Origin of the sequence: Streptomyces xiaopingdaonensis (genome assembly GCF_000262345.1) — a bacterium.
GTDB classification, from domain to species: Bacteria; Actinomycetota; Actinomycetes; order Streptomycetales; family Streptomycetaceae; genus Streptomyces; species Streptomyces xiaopingdaonensis.
Genome location: NZ_AJTQ01000122.1, coordinates 1 through 19,123, shown reverse-complemented (window position 1 = coordinate 19,123; position 19,123 = coordinate 1). Strand labels below are relative to the sequence as shown.

Genomic DNA, 19,123 nt, shown 5'->3' with positions numbered 1-19,123 from the left:
AGGTCGTCGTCGCCGAGCAGCTCGTGGAGAAGGCGCTCGGCGAGGGGTGGAGCACCACGGGGCAGCGGTTCACCGGCAAGGAGCTGGAGGGCTGGAAGTACGAGCGGCCCTTCGACCTCTTCGACGCCGCCGAGGGCGCGCACTTCGTCGCCAACGCCGACTACGTCACCACCGAGGACGGCACGGGGCTCGTCCACCTCGCGCCCTTCGGCGACGACGACTTCAAGGTGATGCGCGAGTACGGCGTCCAACCCGCCGTCCCGGTACGCTCCGACGGCACCTTCGCACCCGAAATCGGCCTCGTCGGCGGCGAGTTCTTCAAGAAGGCCGACGAGGACCTCGTCGCCGATCTCGACGCGCGCGGCCGCCTCCTGCGCCACGTCGCCTACGAGCACAGCTACCCGCACTGCTGGCGCTGCCACACGGCGCTGATCTACTACCCCCAGCCCTCCTGGTACATCCGCACCACGCAGGTCAAGGACGCGCTGCTCCGCGAGAACGAACGCACCAACTGGTACCCGGACTCCGTCAAGCACGGCCGCTTCGGCGACTGGCTCGACAACAACGTCGACTGGGCGCTGAGCCGCAACCGCTACTGGGGCACGCCCCTGCCGATCTGGCGCTGCGCCGACGAGCACCTCACCTGCGTCGGCTCCCTCGCCGAGCTCGGCGAGCTCACCGGAACCGACCAGAGCGGCCTCGACCCGCACCGCCCGTACATCGACGAAATCGTCTTCGCCTGCCCCCACGAGGGCTGCGCTCTCGAGGCCACGCGCGTCCCCGAGGTGATCGACGCCTGGTACGACTCCGGTTCGATGCCGTTCGCGCAGTGGGGCTACCCGTACAAGAACAAGGACCTCTTCGAGAAGCGGTACCCGGCGCAGTTCATCTCCGAGGCGATCGACCAGACCCGCGGCTGGTTCTACACGCTCATGGCCGTCGGCACGCTCGTCTTCGACAGGTCCTCCTACGAGAACGTCGTCTGCCTGGGCCACATCCTCGCCGAGGACGGCCGGAAGATGTCCAAGCACCTCGGCAACATCCTGGAGCCGATCCCGCTCATGGACCGGCACGGCGCCGACGCCGTCCGATGGTTCATGGCTGCCGGCGGCTCCCCCTGGGCGGCCCGCCGAGTCGGGCACGGCACGATCCAAGAGGTCGTCCGCAAGGTGCTGTTGACCTACTGGAACACCGTCGCGTTCCAGGCGCTCTACGCCCGCACGGCCGGCTGGGCGCCGAGCGAGGCCGACCCCGCGCCGGAGCGCCGCCCGCTTCTCGACCGCTGGCTCCTCAGCGAACTCCACGCGCTCATCGACCAGACGACGCTGGCGATGGAGAACTACGACACCCAGCGCGCGGGCAAGCTCCTCTCCACCTTCGTCGACGACCTCTCCAACTGGTACGTGCGCCGCTCGCGTCGCCGCTTCTGGCAGGGCGACCCGGCGGCGCTGCGCACCCTGCACGACGTCGTCGAGACGGTGACCCGGCTCATGGCCCCGTTCGTGCCGTTCATCACGGAGCGGGTCTGGCAGGACCTCGTCGTGCCGGTGGCGCCCGAGGGGCCCGCCTCGGTGCACCTGGCACCCTGGCCCGAGGCCGACCTCGGCCGGATCGATCCCGAACTCTCGCAGGACGTCCTGCTCGTACGGCGCCTCGTCGAACTGGGACGCGCCACCCGCGCCGGCTCGGGCGTGAAGACGAGGCAGCCGCTCTCGCGGGCGCTCATCGCGGCGCAGGGCTTCGAGACGCTCTCGCCCGACCTGCGCGCCCAGATCACCGAGGAGCTGAACGTCTCGCAACTCGCCTCCCTCTCCGAGGTCGGCGGCTCCCTCGTGGACACCTCGGCGAAGGGCAACTTCCGTGCGCTCGGGCGCCGTTTCGGCAAGCGCACCCAGATCGTCGCCGACGCCATCGCCGCCGCGGACGCCGCCGCGCTCTCGGCCGCGCTGCGCGAGGGGAACGCCTCGGTCGAGGTCGAGGGCGAGACGATCGCCCTCGACCCGGAAGAGGTGATCATCACGGAAACCCCGCGCGAGGGCTGGTCCGTCGCCTCCGACTCCGGTGCCACCGTCGCCCTCGACCTGGAGATCTCCCCCGAGCTCCGCCGCGCCGGACTGGCGCGCGACGCAATCCGGTTGATCCAGGAGGCACGGAAGAACTCGGGGCTCGACGTCGCCGACCGGATCGCGCTGCGCTGGCAGTCGGCCGACGAGGAAGTCTCCCTCGCGCTCGCCGAGCACGCCGACCTCATCGCCGAGGAGGTCCTCGCCGTCGACTACTCCGACGGCGAGGGCGACGCCTCCTACGGCGAGCCGTTCGTGGACGAGGCGCTTCCGCTCACCTTCCGCCTGCGCGTCGCCGACGGCTCCTGACAGTACCGGGGGGGCTTCCGGCCGCCCCCGACTCCCGTCGCACACAAGGGCGTTGGTTCCTTCGCACGGGTGACACGACGAAGGGCCCGGCCCGGAAGCATCGCTTCCGGGCCGGGCCCTTCTCGACCGCGCTCAGCGGGACCGCATCAGCTGTCGTCCTCGTCGATGAGGAAGCCGCGCATCGGCGAAGGCGCCTGCTGCGAGGGCTGCGGGCCGCCCTGCGGGCGAACCGGCGCCATCGGCTGGGTCATCGCGGGCGTCATCTGCTGCTGGTTGCCGTACGACTGCGGACCGCCCTGGTTGTGGCCGCCGGGACCACCGGGGCCACCGGGACCGGCGGGACCGCCAGGACCACCAGGGCCGACGGGTCCACCGGGTCCACCAGGACCGGCGCCGGGAGCGCCCTGGTTGCCGCCCATGGGCCCGTGGTTGCCGCCCATGGGCTGGTGGCCGCCTGCCGGGCCGCTGCCGTTGGCGGCGCCACCGCCCGGCCCTGCGGGAGCGCCAGCGGGAGCCATCGACGGAGGAGCCGGCAGCGATGCCGTCGCGGGGGTCCGCGGCGGGGCGAGCGAGTCGTCGGCCTGGTTCTCCAACTGCCTGAGCTGGCTCTCCAGGTAGGACTTGAGCCGGGTGCGGTACTCGCGCTCGAAGCCGCGCAGGTCCTCGACCTTGCGCTCCAACGTGGCGCGGGCGGACTCCAACGAGCCCATCGCCACGCGGTGCTTCTCCTGCGCGTCCCGCTCCAACGCGTCGGCCTTGGCGCGGGCGTCCCGCTCCAAGCCCTCGGCCCGGCTGCGCGCCTCACCCACGATCTTGTTCGCCTCGGAACGCGCCTCGGCGATCGCCTGGTCCGCAGTCTGCTGCGCCAACGACAGGACGCGCGCGGCGCTGTCGTTGTTCTGGCCGCCGCCGCCCGGCATCTGCGGCGCACCGCCGCCCTGCGGGCCGCCGGGGACCATCGGGCCGCCCTGCTGCTGCGGGCCACCGGGACCACCGGGTCCGCCACCGGGACCACCAGGGCCGCCGGGGCCGCCGTGGCCCGGACCGCCGGGACCACCGGGACCGCCAGGACCCATGGGACCGCCCTGCTGCTGCGGACCACCGGGGCCACCAGGGCCGCCGGGCCCGCCCGGACCGCCGGGGCCGGGCCCGCCGTGGCCGGGACCACCGGGCGCGGAGGGCAACTGCGGCTGCCCGCCCGGAAGCTGGGGCGGGCCGCCCATGCCCTGCTGCTGCCCGGGCGGACCCGGCTGCGGTCCGGATATGGCCGGCGGCACGGGTCCCTGGCCTTGGCCCTGCTGGCCCTGCTGTTGGGGCTGCCGGTCCTGGGGGGGCTCGGGTTTCCGCATCCCGCCCTGCTGCTGGTTCTGCGCAGCGGCACGCGTCGCAGCGGCCAACTTCGCGCGCAGGTCCTCGTTTTCACGCAGCAGGCGCGTCAGCTCCGCTTCAACCTCGTCGAGGAAGGCATCGACCTCGTCCTCGTCATAGCCTTCACGGAGGCGGACGGTCGTGAACTGCTTGTTCCGCACGTCCTCGGGGGTCAGTGGCATCTCTTCACCTCAACGTATGTCGTCGGCATTCGGCAAGACCAACTCGATCGTTCACAGCCACGCCACGACTTGGATCAGGAGGTAGACAATGATCATGAGTACGAAGAAGGACAGGTCGAGCGCCACGCCCCCGAAGCGCAGCGGCGGAATGAACCGCCGCAGAAGCTTGAGTGGCGGATCAGTGACAGTGTAGGTGGCCTCCAGAACGACCACCATCGCCTTGCCTGGTTGCCATGAGCGGGCGAACTGGAAGACGTAGTCCATCACCAGCCGGAAGATCAGCACGAGCAGGAAGCAATACAGCGCGACTTGGACCACGTCGAGTGCGGTTCTCATCTGCGCTGCCCTCTCCCCTGGGGTGCTCGTGCGGCCTTGCGGCCCGTTCGCTTGATCCTGCTTCTCAGCTCTGGTTGAAGAACCCGCCCTCTGCGATGCGGGCCTTGTCCTCCGCCGTGACATCGACGTTAGCAGGAGACAGCAGGAACACCTTCTGCGTCACCCGCTCGATGCTTCCGTGCAGACCGAAGACCAAACCTGCCGCAAAGTCGACAAGTCGCTTGGCGTCGATGTCGTCCATCTCCGTCAGATTCATGATCACCGGGGTGCCCTCACGGAAGTGTTCCCCGATGGTACGGGCCTCGTTGTAGGTCCGCGGGTGCAGTGTGGTGATCCGGTACGGCTCCCGCTCGGACACGACCTTGGGCATGATCACCGGCGCGCTCTTCTCCAGGTTCTGGCGTTCAGGTGTGATGGATGACACCGGAGCAATCCTCCCGGCTCGTCCACTTTCGGCAATCGCCGATGCGGGTGGCGTCTGCTCCCGCTCGCGCTGAGCCGGGGGTTGGACCGCCCGCAGCGACTCCTCCTCGGGCTCCGCCTTCTCAACTTCCCTGTTCTCGGAAGCCTGGTGGCGTCGACGGTCCCGTTCCGGTTCGGGCTCTGGCTCGAACTCGTCGTCGGGGTCGTACCCCGGGCCGTCGTACCCATCGTCCTCCACGAGGCCGAGGTAGACCGCCATCTTGCGCATCGCGCCGGCCATTCTCTGCGTCCTCCGCTCTGTGGTGGATCGGCTCCGTCGCCGGTGGCCCTGGATCAGATCCACACGGTCTCTCCACCCGCCTTTTACCGGCGGAAATGACCATATTTTCTACCGTGATCCGACTTGCTTGGCGACGTTACCCGAGCCGGGGTCGGTCTCCGAGTACCGCACTGCCGACGCGTACATGTGTCGCCCCGGCTCTCACCGCCTCCTCCAGGTCCGAGCTCATCCCGGCGGAGACCATGCTCGCAGCAGAATGCCCTGCCTGCAGGTCCGTTGAGATTTCCCGCAGCCGCTCGAAGGCCGCCTCGGGCCGCCCCGCGTACGTTCCCGCGAGCGGGGCGACCGTCATCACACCTGCCAACCGCACACCCTGAGCCGCCGTCACGGCTTCGGCCAACTCCGGTACCAGATCGGGCGCACAGCCTCCGCGGCTGCCCACCGAACCGGACTCCGCGTCAAGGGCCACCTGTACCAGGCAGTTGAGCGGACGGCCGGTGCGCTGGGCCGCGTGCGAAAGGGCGGTGACGAGTCGCAACCGGTCGACGGAGTGCACGAAGTCGGCGTAACCGGCCACGGAGCGGGCCTTGTTGGTCTGTAGCTGCCCGACGAAATGCCAGGAAAGGTCGAGATCCGCGCACTCGGCGGCCTTCGCCGAAGCGTCCTGGTCCTTGTTCTCCGCGACGTCGCGGACGCCGAGCTCGGCGAGCAACCGCACGTCGCTCGCCGGGTAGGTCTTGGTGACGACGATCAGCCCGACCTCGTCCCTGTCGCGGCCCGCGGCCGCGCACGCCGCGGCGATGCGCTCCTCGACCCGCTCCAGGTTGGCGGCGAGTTCGGCGCGTCGATCCGCCGGCTGCTCGGACGAGCGGGACGCCTCGGGACCCGCGTCCCGTCGAGGAAGGGCGCTCGCCATCCTCAACTCCCCTCGATCCAGACGTAACTCGCCAGCCGCCCCGACGTCCCGTCGCGCCGGTACGAGTAATGGTCGGACGACTCCCTCGTGCAGACCGAAGACTGTTCCAGAGTTGTGACGCCGGCCGAGCGGAGCTGCGCCCGCACCCCCGCGGCCATGTCGACCGACGGCGTCCCCCACCGCGTCGTCGCGGCGACCGCGGGGACGCGCGCCGCGACCTCCTCGCGGACCGACGCCGGCACCTCGTAGCAGCCGCCGCAGATGGCGGGCCCCGTGCGCGCCACGATCCGCCCCGGCTCGGCGCCCAACTCGGCCATTCTGCGGACGGTTTCGGCCACCACGCCGTTCTGGACGCCCAACCGTCCGGCGTGCGCGGCGCCCGCGACGCCCGCCTCCGTGTCCGCGAGGAGCACGGGGGTGCAGTCGGCCGTCAGGACGGCGAGCGCGAGGTCGCGGCGGGCCGTGACGACGCCGTCGACGGCGGGGGCGTCGGACCCGAACGGGGCGTCCACGAGGGCGACGTCCGCGCTGTGGACCTGGTTCATCCAGACCACGTCCGCCGAGTCGAGGCCCAGTTCCTCGGCGGCGAGGGCGCGGTTCTCCGCGATCGCCGGGTCACCGGTGCCGCCGAGGTTGAGCTCCGCATACGGAGCGGCGCTCACCCCTCCCCACCTGTCGGTGAAGGCGAAGTGCGCGCCGCTCGCTGTGCTGTGTCGCGTTATCACTTCAGGAAGTCCGGCACGTCCAACTCCTCGGCCTGGCTGTCCTGGTAGGGACGGGCCGGCGGGACCTGGGGAGCAGCGTGCGGGGTCGCGTCGGCGACGGGAGCGGGCTCCACCGGCTCCGGCTCCTCCTCGCGCGGCGTGACGGCACCGAGCCCGCCGAAGGCGGGGCGCTCCGGCTCCGCCTGCTCGCTCGCCGCCGCGGCCGACTCCTCCTTGCCGTAGGAGGAACCAAGCGCCTTCTCACGGGTCTTCGAAGGGGGCTGTCCGCCGTCGAACCCGGCGGCGATGACGGTGACGCGGACCTCGTCCCCGAGAGCGTCGTCGATGACGGCGCCGAAGATGATGTTCGCCTCGGGGTGGGCCGCCTCGCTGACGAGTTGGGCGGCCTCGTTGATCTCGAAGAGGCCGAGGTCGCTGCCGCCGGAGATGGAGAGCAGAACGCCGCGGGCGCCGTCGATGGATGCTTCGAGGAGCGGCGAGGAGATCGCCATCTCCGCCGCGGCGACGGCCCGGTCGTCTCCACGGGCCGAGCCGATCCCCATCAGCGCCGAACCTGCCTCGGACATCACGGACTTGACGTCGGCGAAGTCGAGGTTGATCAGTCCGGGGGTGGTGATGAGGTCGGTGATGCCCTGGACGCCGGAGAGGAGGACCTGGTCCGCCGACTTGAACGCGTCGAGGACGCTGACCTGGCGGTCGGAGATGGAGAGCAGGCGGTCGTTGGGGATGACGATGAGGGTGTCGACCTCGTCCCGCAGCCCGGCGATGCCGTCCTCGGCCTGGTTGGCGCGGCGGCGTCCCTCGAAGGTGAACGGCCGGGTGACCACACCGATGGTCAAGGCACCCAGCGAGCGCGCGATGTTGGCGACGACCGGCGCACCGCCGGTGCCCGTGCCGCCTCCCTCGCCGGCGGTGACGAAGACCATGTCGGCGCCCTTGAGGACCTCCTCGATCTCCTCCCGGTGGTCCTCGGCCGCCTTGCGGCCGACGTCCGGATTGGCGCCGGCTCCCAGGCCGCGGGTGAGCTCACGGCCCACGTCTAGCTTGACGTCGGCGTCGCTCATCAACAGGGCCTGCGCATCGGTGTTGATCGCGATGAACTCGACGCCCTTGAGACCGACCTCGATCATCCGGTTGATGGCGTTCACGCCACCGCCGCCAATGCCGACGACCTTGATGACTGCGAGGTAGTTCTGCGGTGCTGCCACGTCGAAGGCCTCTCGCCTCGAGTTACGTATCCCTGTGGGGCGGTTCGAACGCCGACCCGACCCTAAGTGTGAGTTTAGGGTTCGCAGTGCCCGTCTTCCCTGGACTCTCGAGAACGGACACTAAGTCGACACGTGGTCAGTGTTCAACGAACACGCCGAACCTCCCGTTTTTCCATTCACCCTATGTGATCAGGTCCAGCGGTAGCCATCCAGGGTGCTGGCCTGCGCAGATGTGCGTCAACTCCCCGACGCCGCGGGGGCGCTGGGGACCCGGACGTCGAAGTGATCGGCACCGTCCGCCGCTTTCATCAGCGAGGTCAGCGTCTTCGCCTTCGCGCTGCCATGCTCGCCGCTGCCCCACATCACCGTACGCCCCTTGGTCAACTCAAGAGTGACGGAGTCGTAGGAACGGACTCGGACGGTGCGGGTCTCCTTGCGAACCTGTGGCGAAACGTCTCCCAGGACGCGCGCCGCCTCCGCGCGGAGTCGGGCGCGACCGAAGTGGCGGAGGCTCGCGTTCTTCTCCGGTTCGAGGACGAGGTGGGGCACACCCTTCGGAGGTTGTCGGACTGTGGCGAATCGCACGCCCTCACCGTCGACTTCGACATAATCGTCGGCCCTTTCCATGACGAGTTCTGGCCGACGTTCCGTCACTTTGAGACTGATTCCGTTCGGCCAGGCGCGCACCACTTCGACCTCCCCCACTCGCGGAAGAAGTTCGGTGAGACGGGAGCGCACGGCGGAAGCGTCGACGGAGGCGAGCGGCGCCCCCTCGGGCACCGCCGCCGCACGCTCCAACTCGCCGTCGGTGAGCACTCTGTTCCCGCTCACCGTGACCTTCTCGACCCGCAGCCACGGCGACCCGTGGAGCAGCCACGCCCCCGCGCCCGCAAGGACCGCGAGCACGAGCACGGCCACGAGGAGGCGGCGCAGCCGCCGGGTCGAGCCGAGCAGCCGTGCCGGGCCGCGCGGGCGCGGGGCAGCGGGCGGGCCGGAGCCGGGGGCGCGGCGCTCGCCGGGTTCCGGGCGCTTTCGGCGAGCGTCGGTCTTGATCGGTCCGGCCACTGTCCCTGCCTTCCGTCACGCCTGGCGGCCGGCCCCGTCACCCCTGACGGTGTTCGGCCACCGCCTGGTGGACCATGCCGACGAGGAGCTCGTCGGCTTCCGGCCGTCCGAACTCCGCGGCGGCGCGGGCCATCGAGTGCAACCGGTGCGGGTCGGCGAGCACCGGGAGCACGCTGCTCTGAATCCACTCCGGCGTCAGCTCCGCGTCGTCGACGAGGAGTCCGCCGCCTGCCTTCACGACCGGCTGGGCGTTGAGCCGCTGTTCGCCGTTGCCGATGGGCAGCGGGACGTAGGCGGCGGGCAGTCCGACGGCCGAGAGCTCCGCCACGGTCATCGCGCCCGCGCGGCAGAGCATCATGTCCGCCGCCGCGTACGCGAGGTCCATGCGGTCCACGTACGGTACCGGGACGTACGGCGGCATCCCCGGCATGTTGTCCACGTGCGGCAGTTCGTTCTTCGGGCCGACGGCGTGGAGCACCTGGATGCCGGCGCGCTGGAGGTGCGGTACCGCCTGCTGCACCACCTCGTTGAGCCGCCTCGCGCCCTGCGAGCCGCCGGAGACGAGCAGCGTGGGGAGCTGCTGGTCGAGGCCGAAGGCGGCGCGCGCCTCGGGGCGCGCGGCGGCGCGGTCGAGCGTGGCGATCGCGCGGCGCAGCGGGATGCCGATGTACTGCGCGTTGCGCAGCTTGCTGTCGGGCGAGGAGACGGCGACGAACCGCGCGTACCTCGACCCGATCTTGTTGGCCAGTCCCGGACGCGCGTTGGCCTCGTGGACGACGATCGGGATGCCGAGGCGCTTGGCCGCGAGGTACGCGGGCAGTGCGACGTAACCGCCGAAGCCCACCACGCACTCCGCCTTGTTCCGCTCCATGACCTGCTCGGCCGCCTTGATGGTGCCGCGCAACCGGCCCGGGACCGTGATCAGTTCCGGGGTCGGCTTGCGTGGCAGCGGGACGGCGGGGATCAACTCCAGGTCGTACCCGCGCTCGGGTACCAGCCGAGTCTCCAGTCCGCGCTCCGTGCCGAGCGCCGTGACGCCCACTGTCGGGTCCTGCCTGCGCAGGGCATCCGCAAGGGCGAGCGCGGGCTCGATATGGCCGGCGGTCCCCCCACCGGCGAGTACGACGTGCACCACTCATTCACCGCTCTCTGGACGGCGGCTTCGCGGCGCGCCGTCTTCTCGTCTTCCAACTCACCCCGGTCAGCCCCCTGCGGGCAGTGCGCTGCCCGGGAGCGGGCCGTCGCATGGCCAGGGCGGCCTTCGCCGCCGGGTCGCTGCGCGCGAAGGCGATCAGCAACCCCACGGCGAACATCGTCGGCAGCAGGGCCGACCCCCCGTAGGAGAACAGCGGAAGGGGCACGCCGGCGATCGGCAGCAGGCCGAGCACCGCACCGATGTTGATCACGGCCTGGACCGTGAGCCACGTCGTCACACCTCCCGCGGCATACCTGACGAAGGGGTCCTCCGTGCGTCCGGCCACGCGGATACCCGCATAGCCTAGAGCCGCGAAGAGAGCGAGCACCGACAGCGTCCCCGCGAGACCGAGTTCCTCCCCGGTCACGGCGAAGATGAAGTCGGTGTGAGGTTCGGGGAGTTGACCCCATTTTTCCACACTGGCACCGAGGCCGGAACCGAACCATCCGCCGGAGGCGAGGGCATAGATTCCGTGGACGGCCTGCCAGCACTGGTCGCTGGGCCCCGGATCGGTCGCGCCGATGCAGCCGAGCCGGGACATCCGATGGGGGCTCGCCACTATCAGGAAGGCGCTCACCGAGGCGGCGGCGGCGAGGACGGCGACGAAGAGCCGGGTCGGGGCGCCGGCGAGCCACAGCAGCCCGAAGAGGACGGCGGTGAGAATGATCGCGGTACCCATGTCGCCGCCGAGCATGATGAGTCCGAGGAGCAGCAGCGTCATCGGGACGAGCGGGACGAGCAGGTGCTTCCACTGGCTGAGGAGCTTTTTCCCACCCTTGCGCGCCAGCAGGTCGGCGGCCCAGAGCGCGAGCGCGAGCTTGGCGAACTCGCTCGGCTGGACCTGGAACGGACCGCCGAAGTAGATCCAGTTCTGATTGCCGTTCACCTCACGGCCCAGCCCTGGCACTTGGACGAGGCAGAGCAGAAAGACGGAGACGGCGAGCAGCGGGTACGCGAGCGAGCGGTGCAGGCCGATCGGCATCCGCGCGGCGACGAGCAGCAGGACGGTGCCGAGCACGGCGGCGACGAGCTGCTTGCGGAAGAAGTGGGTGGAGGCGAGGCCCGAGTTGAGCGCCTGGATCTGCGAGGCGGAGAAGACCATCACGAGGCCGAGCACCGTGAGCAGCAGACCGGCGCCGAAGATGAGGTAGTACGCCGTCAGCGGGCGGTCCCACGCGCGGCGCACGCGTAGCTGGAGGCGGGCCAACGCCCCGACGCCACCGGACTGCTGACGCGGCGGTCGGCGCGGCGGACGGCCCGGAGCGGGCTGTTTGACCTGCCGCCGTTCGGCGGACTTGGCGGGTCGCGCCGTCATCCTGCTTCCCCTCCTGCTCGCCCGCGCCCGGTCCGCGGGGACCAGCGGGGCTAGTGCTCGTTGCCCGCGGGCGCGGTCTCCCACTCCCGTACGGCGGCGGCGAACGCGTCGCCGCGTGCGTGGTAGTTGACGAACATGTCCATCGAGGCGCACGCCGGGGCGAGTAGTACGGTATCGCCCGGGCGGGCATGCGAGCGCGCGGCGTCCACCGCCGCAGCCATCGCCCCAGTGTCGGTCCGCTCGACGTCCACCACCGGGACCTCGGGTGCGTGTCGTGCGAGGGCTTCGGCGATCAGCGCGCGGTCGGCGCCGAGCAGGACGACGGCCCGCAGCCGCTCCGCCGAGCGCTGCACGAGCCCGTCGAAGGTGGCGCCCTTGGCGAGGCCCCCGGCGATCCAGACGAGCGAACCGTAGGCGGCGAGCGACGCCTCGGCGGCGTGGGTGTTGGTGGCCTTGGAGTCGTCGACGTACTCGACGCCGTCGATCTCGGCGACGGTCGCGATGCGGTGCGCGTCCGGGCGGAAGGCGCGCAGGCCGTCCCGGACCGCGGTCGGCGGGACGCCGTGGGCGCGCGCGAGGGCCGCCGCCGCAAGGGCGTTGGCGACGTTGTGCGGGGCCGCGGGTGTGATGTCGGAGACCTCGGCGAGCTCCTGGGCGTTGCGCTGCCGGTCGGCGACGAAGGCGCGGTCGACGAGGAGCCCTTCCACGACGCCGAGTTGTGAGGGCCCGGGACTGCCGAGCGTGAAGCCGATCGCGCGGCAGCCCTCGGCGACGTCGGCACCGCGCACCAGTTCCTCGGTGGCCGGGTCGGCGACGTTGTAGACGCAGGCGACCTCGTTGCCCTCGTAGATGCGGCCCTTGTCGGCGGCGTACGCCGCCATGGAGCCGTGCCAGTCGAGGTGGTCGGGGGCGAGGTTGAGGACGGCGGCGGAGTGCGGGCGGAGGCTGGGCGCCCAGTGGAGCTGGTAGCTGGAGAGCTCGACGGCGAGGACGTCGAGGTCGTCGAAGGGCGGCGTGCCGAGGACGACGTCGATCAGGGAGACGCCGATGTTGCCGACGGGCGCCGTCTTCAGTCCGGCGGCGCCGAGGATCTCGGCGAGCATCTGCACCGTCGTCGTCTTGCCGTTGGTGCCCGTGACGGCGAGCCAGGGCACGGCGGGCGCCGCGACGCCGCGCAGCCGCCAGGCGAGTTCGACGTCTCCCCAGACGGGGACGCCCGCCTCGGCGGCCGCCGCGAAGAGCGGGCTGTCCGGCCTGAATCCCGGGGTGGTGACGAGGAGTCGGGTGTCCTCGGGGAGGGTGCGGTCGTCGCCGAGGCGCACCTCGACGCCGAGTGCGGTGAGCTCGGCCGCCTGGCGGCGCGGCCCCTCGCCGTCGCCGCCGTTGACCGCGGTGACGCGGGCGCCGAAGCGGTGGAGCGCCTTCGCCGCCGGGAGCCCGCTGACGCCGAGCCCCGCGACGACGACGGGGAGTCCTTCGAGGTCGTCGGGGACGCGGAGGCTTTCGGCCGGTGCCGTCGGGGAGGTCAATTCGCCGCCGCCCATCCTGCGTAGAAGATTCCGACGCCGACGATCGCGCACATGCCCTGGATGATCCAGAACCGCACCACGACGAGCACTTCGGACCAGCCCTTCAGCTCGAAGTGGTGCTGGAGCGGCGCCATCTTGAGGACGCGCTTGCCGGTGAGGCGGAACGATCCGACCTGGAGCACCACGGACATGGTGATGAGGACGAAGAGGCCGCCGAGGACGGCGAGGAGCAGCTCGGTCCGGGAGAGGATCGCCAGGCCGGCGAGGGCGCCGCCGAGGGCGAGGGAACCGGTGTCGCCCATGAAGATCTTCGCCGGCGAGGTGTTCCACCAGAGGAAGCCGAAGCACGCGCCCATCAGCGCCGCCGCGACGACGGCGAGGTCGAGCGGATCTCGTACCTCGTAGCAACCGGGCCCCGCGGTCTGGGGGTTGGCGCAGGACTCCTGGTACTCCCAGATGCAGATGAAGACGTAGGCGCCGAAGACCATCACGGAGGCGCCGGTGGCGAGCCCGTCGAGGCCGTCTGTGAGGTTCACGCCGTTGGACATCGCCAGGATCATGAAGAGCGCCCAGATGACGAAGAGCACCGGGCCGATCGACCAGCCGAAGTCCTGCGTGAAGGAGAGCTTCGTCGAAGCGGGGGTGAGCCCCCTGCTGTTGGCGAAGTTGAGCGAGAGCACGGCGAAGGCGACGCCGACGATGAGCTGGCCCGCCATCTTCGCCTTGGCTCTCAGGCCGAGGCTCCGCTGCTTGACGATCTTGATGTAGTCGTCGAGGAAGCCGACGAGCCCCATGCCTGCGAAGAGGAAGAGGACCAGCAGCCCGGAGAAGCTCGGCTCGCTGCCGTTGATCAGCTTGGTGAGCGCGTAGGCGAGCAGCGTCGCGAGGATGAACGCGATACCGCCCATGGTGGGGGTGCCGCGCTTGCTGTGGTGGTTCTGCGGGCCGTCGTCCCGGATGAACTGCCCGTAGCCCTTGGAGGCGAGCAGCTTGATCAGGAGCGGGGTGCCGACGAGGGACAGGAAGAGTCCGATCACCCCGGAGAAGAGGATCTGCCTCATCGGGCCCCGCCTCCGGTCGCCTCGCCCGGGCGACCGCCCGGTTCCTCCGCGAGCAGCGCTTCGGCCACACGCTCCAGACCGACCGAACGGGAAGCCTTCACCAGTACGACATCCCCTGGCCGCAGTTGACTGCGCAACAGGTCGACGGCCGCCTCAGCGTCGGACACGTGCACCGACTCCTCACCCCACGAACCCTCGTTCTTGGCGCCCATGTCGAGCCAGCCGGCCTCCCGGCCTCCGACCGCCACGAGCTTGCTGACGTTGAGCCGGACGGCGAGCCGTCCGATCGCGTCGTGCTCGGCGAGCGCCTCGTCGCCGAGCTCCGCCATCTCGCCGAGCACCGCCCAGGTACGTCCCCCCTCGGCGGTCCCCCCTCCCGGGCCCTGCGCCCTGCCGCCCATGGCGACGAGGGTGCGGAGTGCGGCCCTGGTGGAGTCGGGGTTGGCGTTGTAGGCGTCGTTGACGACTGTGACACCGTCCGCGCGCTCGGTGACCTCCATCCGCCACTTGGAGAGCGTGCCGGCCTCCGAGAGCGCCTGCGCGATCTCCCTTGCGGGCATGCCAAGTTGGTGGGCGACGGCCGCCGCCGCGAGCGCGTTCGACACGTGGTGCTCACCGTACAGCCGCATGCGCACCTCGCCGCACCCGGTGGGGGTGTGGAGCGTGAAGGCGGGGGTGCCGGCGGAGGTGAGGTGGACGTCGGCCGCGCGGACGTCGGCCTCCTCGGCCTCGCCGAAGAGGAGGACGGCGGCCCGGGTGCGCGAGGCCATCGCGCGTACGTACGGGTCGTCGGCGTTGAGGACGGCCGTGCCGCCCTCGGCCGCCGGCGGCAGCGACTCCACCAACTCGCCCTTGGCCAGGGCGATCTGCTCCCGGCCGCCGAACTCGCCGAGGTGCGCCGTGCCGACGTTGAGGACGACACCGATGCCCGGCGGCGTCAGCTCGGTCAGGTAGCGGATGTGGCCGACGCCGCGCGCGCCCATCTCCAGCACGAGGTGGCGGGTGCCGCGGTCGGCGCGGAGGGCGGTGAGCGGCAGCCCGATCTCGTTGTTCTGGCTGCCCTCGGGCCAGACGGTCGGCCCGAGGCGCTGGAGCAACTGCGCGAGCAGGTCCTTGGTGCTCGTCTTGCCGCTGGAGCCGGTGAGGGCGACGACGCGCGTGCCGAGTTCGGCGACGGTGTGCCGGGCGAGCGCACCCAGCGCGCGTACGACGTCGTCGACGACGATCGCGGGGCCGCCCGGCGGGCGGGTCGCCAACACCCCGGCGGCACCGGCCTGTCGGGCGCTCTCCGCGAATTCGTGGCCGTCGACGTGCTCGCCGACGAAGGCGGCGAAGAGGCTGCCGGGGCCTGCCTGGCGGGAGTCGATCACGACCGGGCCCGTGACCTCGCGGCCGGACTCCGTTATGTCGTGCTGCCGTCCGCCGGTGAGGGCGGCGATCTCAGCGAGGGAGAGGGGAATCATCGTTCCGTTTTGTCTGTCCGGGGCGGAGTGGGGGCGGCTTCCTCCGGCGCCGCCTCGGCGGGCCGGGATTGCGCAGGGGCGGGGGTCTGCCCGGCGGGGGCAGGGGAGGCGTCGACGTGCGCACGGATCGCGGCGCGGAGGACGTCCCGGTCGTCGAAGGGGCGCACGACGCCCGCGATGTCCTGGCCCTGCTCGTGGCCCTTGCCGAGGACGAGCACGGTGTCCCCCGCCTCGGCGCGGGCGACGGCGACGTCGACGGCGGCGGCCCGCTCCTCCTCCAGGAGCACGGTGCCGCGTTCGTGGGCGGGTACCTCGGCCGCGCCGCCGAGCATGGCGGCGAGGATGGCGAGCGGGTCCTCGGAGCGCGGGTTGTCCGAGGTGAGCACCGCCGTGTCCGCGAGGCGGGCGAGGGCCGCGCCCATCGCGGGACGTTTGTGCGGGTCGCGGTCGCCGCCGCAGCCGAGCACCGCGTGCACCCGCCCCTCGGTGACCTTGCGGATCGCGTAGAGGACGGACTCGACGGCGTCGGGCTTGTGCGCGTAGTCGACGACGGCGAGGTACGGCTGGCCCGTGTCGACGCGCTCCAACCGGCCCGGCACGCCCGGGACTTCGGCGATGCCGTCGGCCGCCGTCTGCGGGTCGATGCCCGCGGTGGCGAGCGCCGTGAGCGCGGCGAGCGTGTTGGCGACGTTGAAGGGTCCGGGGATCGGCGAGGCGGCGGCGACCTTCTCGCCCTTCGGGCCGACCGCGGTGAACGTCGAGCCGAGCGGGCCGATCCGGACGTCCTCCGCGTGCCAGTCGGCGTCGGGGTGGCCCTCGGCCGAGAATGTCGTGACCGGCACCTCCGACTCCCCGATCAGGCGGAAGCCGTACTCGTCGTCGAAGTTGACGACGCCGGCGCGGGAGCGTGCCTTGGTGAAGAGCTGACGCTTCGCCCGGAAGTAGTCCTCCATGTCCGGGTGGAAGTCGAGGTGTTCGGGGCTGAGGTTGTTGAAGACGGCGATGTCGAAGACGCTGCCGTCGACGCGCCCGAGCACCAGCGCGTGCGAGGAGACCTCCATGGCGACCGAGGTCACCCCGCGCTCGCGCATCACGGCGAAGAGCGCCTGGAGTTCCGTGGCTTCGGGGGTGGTGCGCTCCGACTTGATGCGCTCGTCCCCGATCCGCGACTCCACGGTGCCGATGAGCCCCGTCAGCCCCGTGCCGCCCGGGGGTACGGCGCCGTCCGGGAGTTCGGCCGCGCGCGCCTCGCCGGCTGCGCGCCGCAGGCCGCCCTCGACGAGGTACGCCGTCGTGGTCTTGCCCGAGGTCCCCGTGATGCCGATCTGGAGGAGGTCGGCGCCGGGCTCGCCGTAGAGGGCTGCGGCGAGCGCGCCCATCCGGCCGCGCGGGTCGGGGACGACGAGGACGGGCAGCCCCGTCTCGGCTGCGCGCTCGCGGCCGGCCGGGTCGGTGAGGACCGCCACGGCCCCGAGCCGTTGGGCCTGCGGCGCGAAGTCGGCGCCGTGGAACCGCGCTCCGGGGAGCGCCGCGTAGACGTCGCCGGGGCGGACCGCGCGGGAGTCGTGGGTGATGCCGGTGGCCTGCGCCTCCTCGTCGGCTGCCGAGGGGATCTCAGCCGTGAGGAGGCGGGCCAGCTCGGCGAGGGGGACGGGGGTGACCCGCGTCGGGCGGGGCGGGCCCGGGAAGGCGTCGCCTGCCGAGGGGGCGGCGGAGCCTGCAGCAGGCCCCTCCGCCGCGGGCGCGGGGGAGGTCTGATCAGCTTGTGGCACGGCGGTGAGCGTACCGGGCGCACGGGCCCCGCCGCGAAGCGAGGGGCGCGACTCCCCCGCGTCGGCAGGGCGGTTGTACGCGCCGCCGGTGATCTCTCTCACGTGGCGGGCTCCCATCAGTCGGTGCTGCCGGACCCCGGGTTGGCGAAGACCGGCATCTGGGCCGGTCTGTCACCGGTCGGAGGGATCTGCAGGGATTTCAGCGCGAAGTTCATGACCTTCTTGTAGACGGGGCCGCACACGTCGCTGCCGAAGTAGCTGCCCTTCTTGGGGTTCTGGACCGCGCAGTAGACCGTCACCCGCGGCTTGTCCGCGGGCGCGAAACCGGCGAAGGACGCCGTGTATCCGTCGTAGCGCCCGGTCTTCGGGTCCACCCGGTTGGCCGTACCCGTCTTCCCCGCGACGCGGTAGCCGGGGATCTTCGCCGTCGTCCCCGTGCCCTCCATGTCGTCGACGACGGACTCCAGCATCCGCGAGAGCGTGCGCGCCGTCTTCTCGCTGACGACCCGGCGCTCGTCCGGCTCGGGCGCGCGCACGTACTTGCCGTCCTCCCCTGTGGTGCCGCGGACGAGTGTCGGCTCCTTGCGCACACCGCCGTTGGCGATCGTGGAGTAGATCGACGCCGCCTGCACCGCGTTGAGCGAGAGGCCCTGGCCGAAGGGGATCGTGTACTGCTGCGAGGAGCTCCACTTCTGGGGCTTCGGGAGGATGCCGTCGGTCTCGCCCGGCAGGCCGAGGCCCGTGGGTCTGCCGATGCCGAACCTCCGGAGGTAGTCGTAGAGGACGCGGTTCGCCTTCGCCTGCGTGCCGCCGAGCTGTTCCGTGGCGAGGATGGTGCCGATGTTGCTCGACTTGGCGAGTACGCCGTTGAGGGTGAGCTGCCAGGTCGGATGATCGACGTCGTCGGCGAAGGAGCGGTCGGCGCGCTTGAGCCGGTTGGGGACGGTGACCTCCGTGGACGGGGTCGCCTTGCCCTCCTCCAGCACCGCGGCCATCGACATCAACTTGCTTGTGGAGCCCGGCTCGTAGACGTCCTGCACGATCGGGTTGCCGAGCGACTCGGCGGAGACGCTGCTCAGGTCGTTGGGGTCGAAGCCGGGCGCGTTCGCCATCGCGAGGAGCTCCCCCGACCGCGTGTCCTGGACGACGACGTACCCGCTGTCCGCGTCGGACGACTCGACGCGGTCGTCCAGGGCCCGCTGCGCGGCGAACTGGATGTCCCGGTCGAGGGTGAGCTCCATGTCCGAACCGGGCGTCGCCGACTCCTCGTTGACGCCGGCCGTCGGCACCTGCCGGCCGCCGGACTGCGCGTAGGTGACCTTCCCGTCCTCGCCCGCCAGCTTCTTGTCGAGCTTCGCCTCCAGCCCCGCGCCGCCCTCGCCCTCGGAGTTGACGAAGCCGAGGACGCCCGAGGCGAGGTCCTTGTTGGGGTAGATCCGCTTGGCGTGCTCCTGCTGGAAGACCCCGGCGAGGACGTTGGCGCCCTTCTTCTCCGACGCCTTCGCCGCCTGCTCCGACTTGAGGTCCTTGATCTTCCGCCACTCCTGCGGCGTCCGCTGCCGCGCGAGCAGCACGTAGCGGGTGTCGGTGCGACTCAACTGCTCGGCGATCTTCTGCCGGTTGCCGTCGATCACCGGCGCCAGGAGAGCGGCGGCGCGCTCGGGGGCGTCGGCGACGCCGGTCTGCTTGCGGGTGAAGAGGTAGGGGTCGGCGGTGATGTCGTACGCGTCGACCGTGGTCGCGAACGGGGTACCGTCGCGCGCGGTGATCGCGCCGCGCTCGGCCGCGAGCGGCACCTTGACGTACCGGTTCACGGCCGCCTTCTCGGCGTACGCGCTGGCGTCGACGGCCTGCACCTGGAGCAACCGCACCGAGAAGACGGCGACGATCAGCGTCAACCCCACCCCGACGAG

The 19,123-nt window shown here is 71.3% G+C and carries 15 protein-coding genes; 1 reads left to right on the top strand and 14 read right to left on the bottom strand.

Features of this window, described 5'->3' with window-relative positions:
- Positions 1–2,372, top strand: a 2,372-nt coding sequence (locus UWG_RS0109650; RefSeq protein ID WP_016907001.1) for a class I tRNA ligase family protein, incomplete at its 5' end; no start/stop codon positions are given.
- Between the two features lie 146 nt (positions 2,373–2,518).
- On the opposite strand, the gene UWG_RS0109645 is transcribed toward UWG_RS0109650, so the two are convergent.
- The 14 genes from UWG_RS0109645 to UWG_RS0109580 form a co-directional block, all read right to left on the bottom strand.
- Positions 2,519–3,922, bottom strand: a complete 1,404-nt coding sequence (locus tag UWG_RS0109645) for a DivIVA domain-containing protein (protein WP_029391313.1) — start codon at positions 3,920–3,922, stop codon at positions 2,519–2,521.
- Positions 3,923–3,973: 51 nt separating this feature from the next.
- Positions 3,974–4,258, bottom strand: a complete 285-nt coding sequence (locus UWG_RS0109640; RefSeq protein WP_016906999.1) for a YggT family protein — start codon at positions 4,256–4,258, stop codon at positions 3,974–3,976.
- A gap of 64 nt (positions 4,259–4,322) precedes the next feature.
- Positions 4,323–4,961 (bottom strand): cell division protein SepF, encoded by a 639-nt coding sequence (locus tag UWG_RS0109635; RefSeq protein WP_016906998.1) that lies wholly within the window; start codon positions 4,959–4,961, stop codon positions 4,323–4,325.
- A 136-nt stretch (positions 4,962–5,097) separates the two neighbouring features.
- The gene (locus UWG_RS0109630) at positions 5,098–5,877 is read right to left on the bottom strand and encodes a YggS family pyridoxal phosphate-dependent enzyme (RefSeq protein WP_016906997.1); all 780 of its coding nucleotides are present in this window, start codon (positions 5,875–5,877) and stop codon (positions 5,098–5,100) included.
- Positions 5,878–5,879: 2 nt separating this feature from the next.
- Positions 5,880–6,599: a peptidoglycan editing factor PgeF gene (pgeF, locus tag UWG_RS0109625; protein ID WP_078495626.1), complete on the bottom strand. Its 720-nt coding sequence runs from the start codon at positions 6,597–6,599 to the stop codon at positions 5,880–5,882.
- Positions 6,599–7,810 (bottom strand): cell division protein FtsZ, encoded by a 1,212-nt coding sequence (ftsZ, locus tag UWG_RS0109620; RefSeq protein ID WP_016906995.1) that lies wholly within the window; start codon positions 7,808–7,810, stop codon positions 6,599–6,601. The genes pgeF and ftsZ overlap by 1 nt, the downstream gene beginning before the upstream one ends.
- A gap of 237 nt (positions 7,811–8,047) precedes the next feature.
- The gene (locus tag UWG_RS0109615; protein ID WP_016906994.1) at positions 8,048–8,875 is read right to left on the bottom strand and encodes a cell division protein FtsQ/DivIB; all 828 of its coding nucleotides are present in this window, start codon (positions 8,873–8,875) and stop codon (positions 8,048–8,050) included.
- Positions 8,876–8,912: 37 nt separating this feature from the next.
- Positions 8,913–10,007: an undecaprenyldiphospho-muramoylpentapeptide beta-N-acetylglucosaminyltransferase gene (gene murG / locus UWG_RS0109610; protein ID WP_029391310.1), complete on the bottom strand. Its 1,095-nt coding sequence runs from the start codon at positions 10,005–10,007 to the stop codon at positions 8,913–8,915.
- Positions 10,008–10,014: 7 nt separating this feature from the next.
- Entirely contained in the window at positions 10,015–11,385 is a 1,371-nt protein-coding gene (ftsW, locus tag UWG_RS0109605) for a putative lipid II flippase FtsW (protein ID WP_029391309.1), read from the bottom strand.
- Positions 11,386–11,435: 50 nt separating this feature from the next.
- On the bottom strand, positions 11,436–12,929 hold the full coding sequence (murD, locus tag UWG_RS0109600; protein ID WP_016906991.1) for a UDP-N-acetylmuramoyl-L-alanine--D-glutamate ligase: 1,494 nt from the start codon (positions 12,927–12,929) through the stop codon (positions 11,436–11,438).
- Positions 12,911–13,975 carry a phospho-N-acetylmuramoyl-pentapeptide-transferase gene (mraY, locus tag UWG_RS0109595; protein WP_016906990.1) on the bottom strand — a complete coding sequence of 355 codons (1,065 nt, stop codon included), beginning with the start codon at positions 13,973–13,975 and terminating at the stop codon, positions 12,911–12,913. Before mraY ends, murD begins: the two co-directional genes overlap by 19 nt.
- A complete protein-coding gene (locus UWG_RS0109590; protein WP_016906989.1) occupies positions 13,972–15,438 on the bottom strand; it encodes a UDP-N-acetylmuramoyl-tripeptide--D-alanyl-D-alanine ligase in 1,467 nt (488 codons plus the stop codon). The genes mraY and UWG_RS0109590 overlap by 4 nt, the downstream gene beginning before the upstream one ends.
- A complete protein-coding gene (locus tag UWG_RS0109585; protein ID WP_016906988.1) occupies positions 15,435–17,312 on the bottom strand; it encodes a UDP-N-acetylmuramoyl-L-alanyl-D-glutamate--2,6-diaminopimelate ligase in 1,878 nt (625 codons plus the stop codon). The genes UWG_RS0109590 and UWG_RS0109585 overlap by 4 nt, the downstream gene beginning before the upstream one ends.
- 14 nt (positions 17,313–17,326) lie before the next feature.
- A partial coding sequence (locus UWG_RS0109580; RefSeq protein WP_016906987.1) for a peptidoglycan D,D-transpeptidase FtsI family protein occupies positions 17,327–19,123 on the bottom strand: 1,797 nt, incomplete at its 5' end.

Coding starts and splice junctions, on each gene's coding strand:
- UWG_RS0109630 (WP_016906997.1), bottom strand. CDS start 5,877: ATGGCGAGCGCCCTTCCTCGACGGGACGCGGGTCCCGAGGCGTCCCGC.
- murD (WP_016906991.1), bottom strand. CDS start 12,929: ATGGGCGGCGGCGAATTGACCTCCCCGACGGCACCGGCCGAAAGCCTC.
- ftsW (WP_029391309.1), bottom strand. CDS start 11,385: ATGACGGCGCGACCCGCCAAGTCCGCCGAACGGCGGCAGGTCAAACAG.
- UWG_RS0109590 (WP_016906989.1), bottom strand. CDS start 15,438: ATGATTCCCCTCTCCCTCGCTGAGATCGCCGCCCTCACCGGCGGACGG.
- UWG_RS0109635 (WP_016906998.1), bottom strand. CDS start 4,961: ATGGCCGGCGCGATGCGCAAGATGGCGGTCTACCTCGGCCTCGTGGAG.
- mraY (WP_016906990.1), bottom strand. CDS start 13,975: ATGAGGCAGATCCTCTTCTCCGGGGTGATCGGACTCTTCCTGTCCCTC.
- UWG_RS0109645 (WP_029391313.1), bottom strand. CDS start 3,922: ATGCCACTGACCCCCGAGGACGTGCGGAACAAGCAGTTCACGACCGTC.
- UWG_RS0109640 (WP_016906999.1), bottom strand. CDS start 4,258: ATGAGAACCGCACTCGACGTGGTCCAAGTCGCGCTGTATTGCTTCCTG.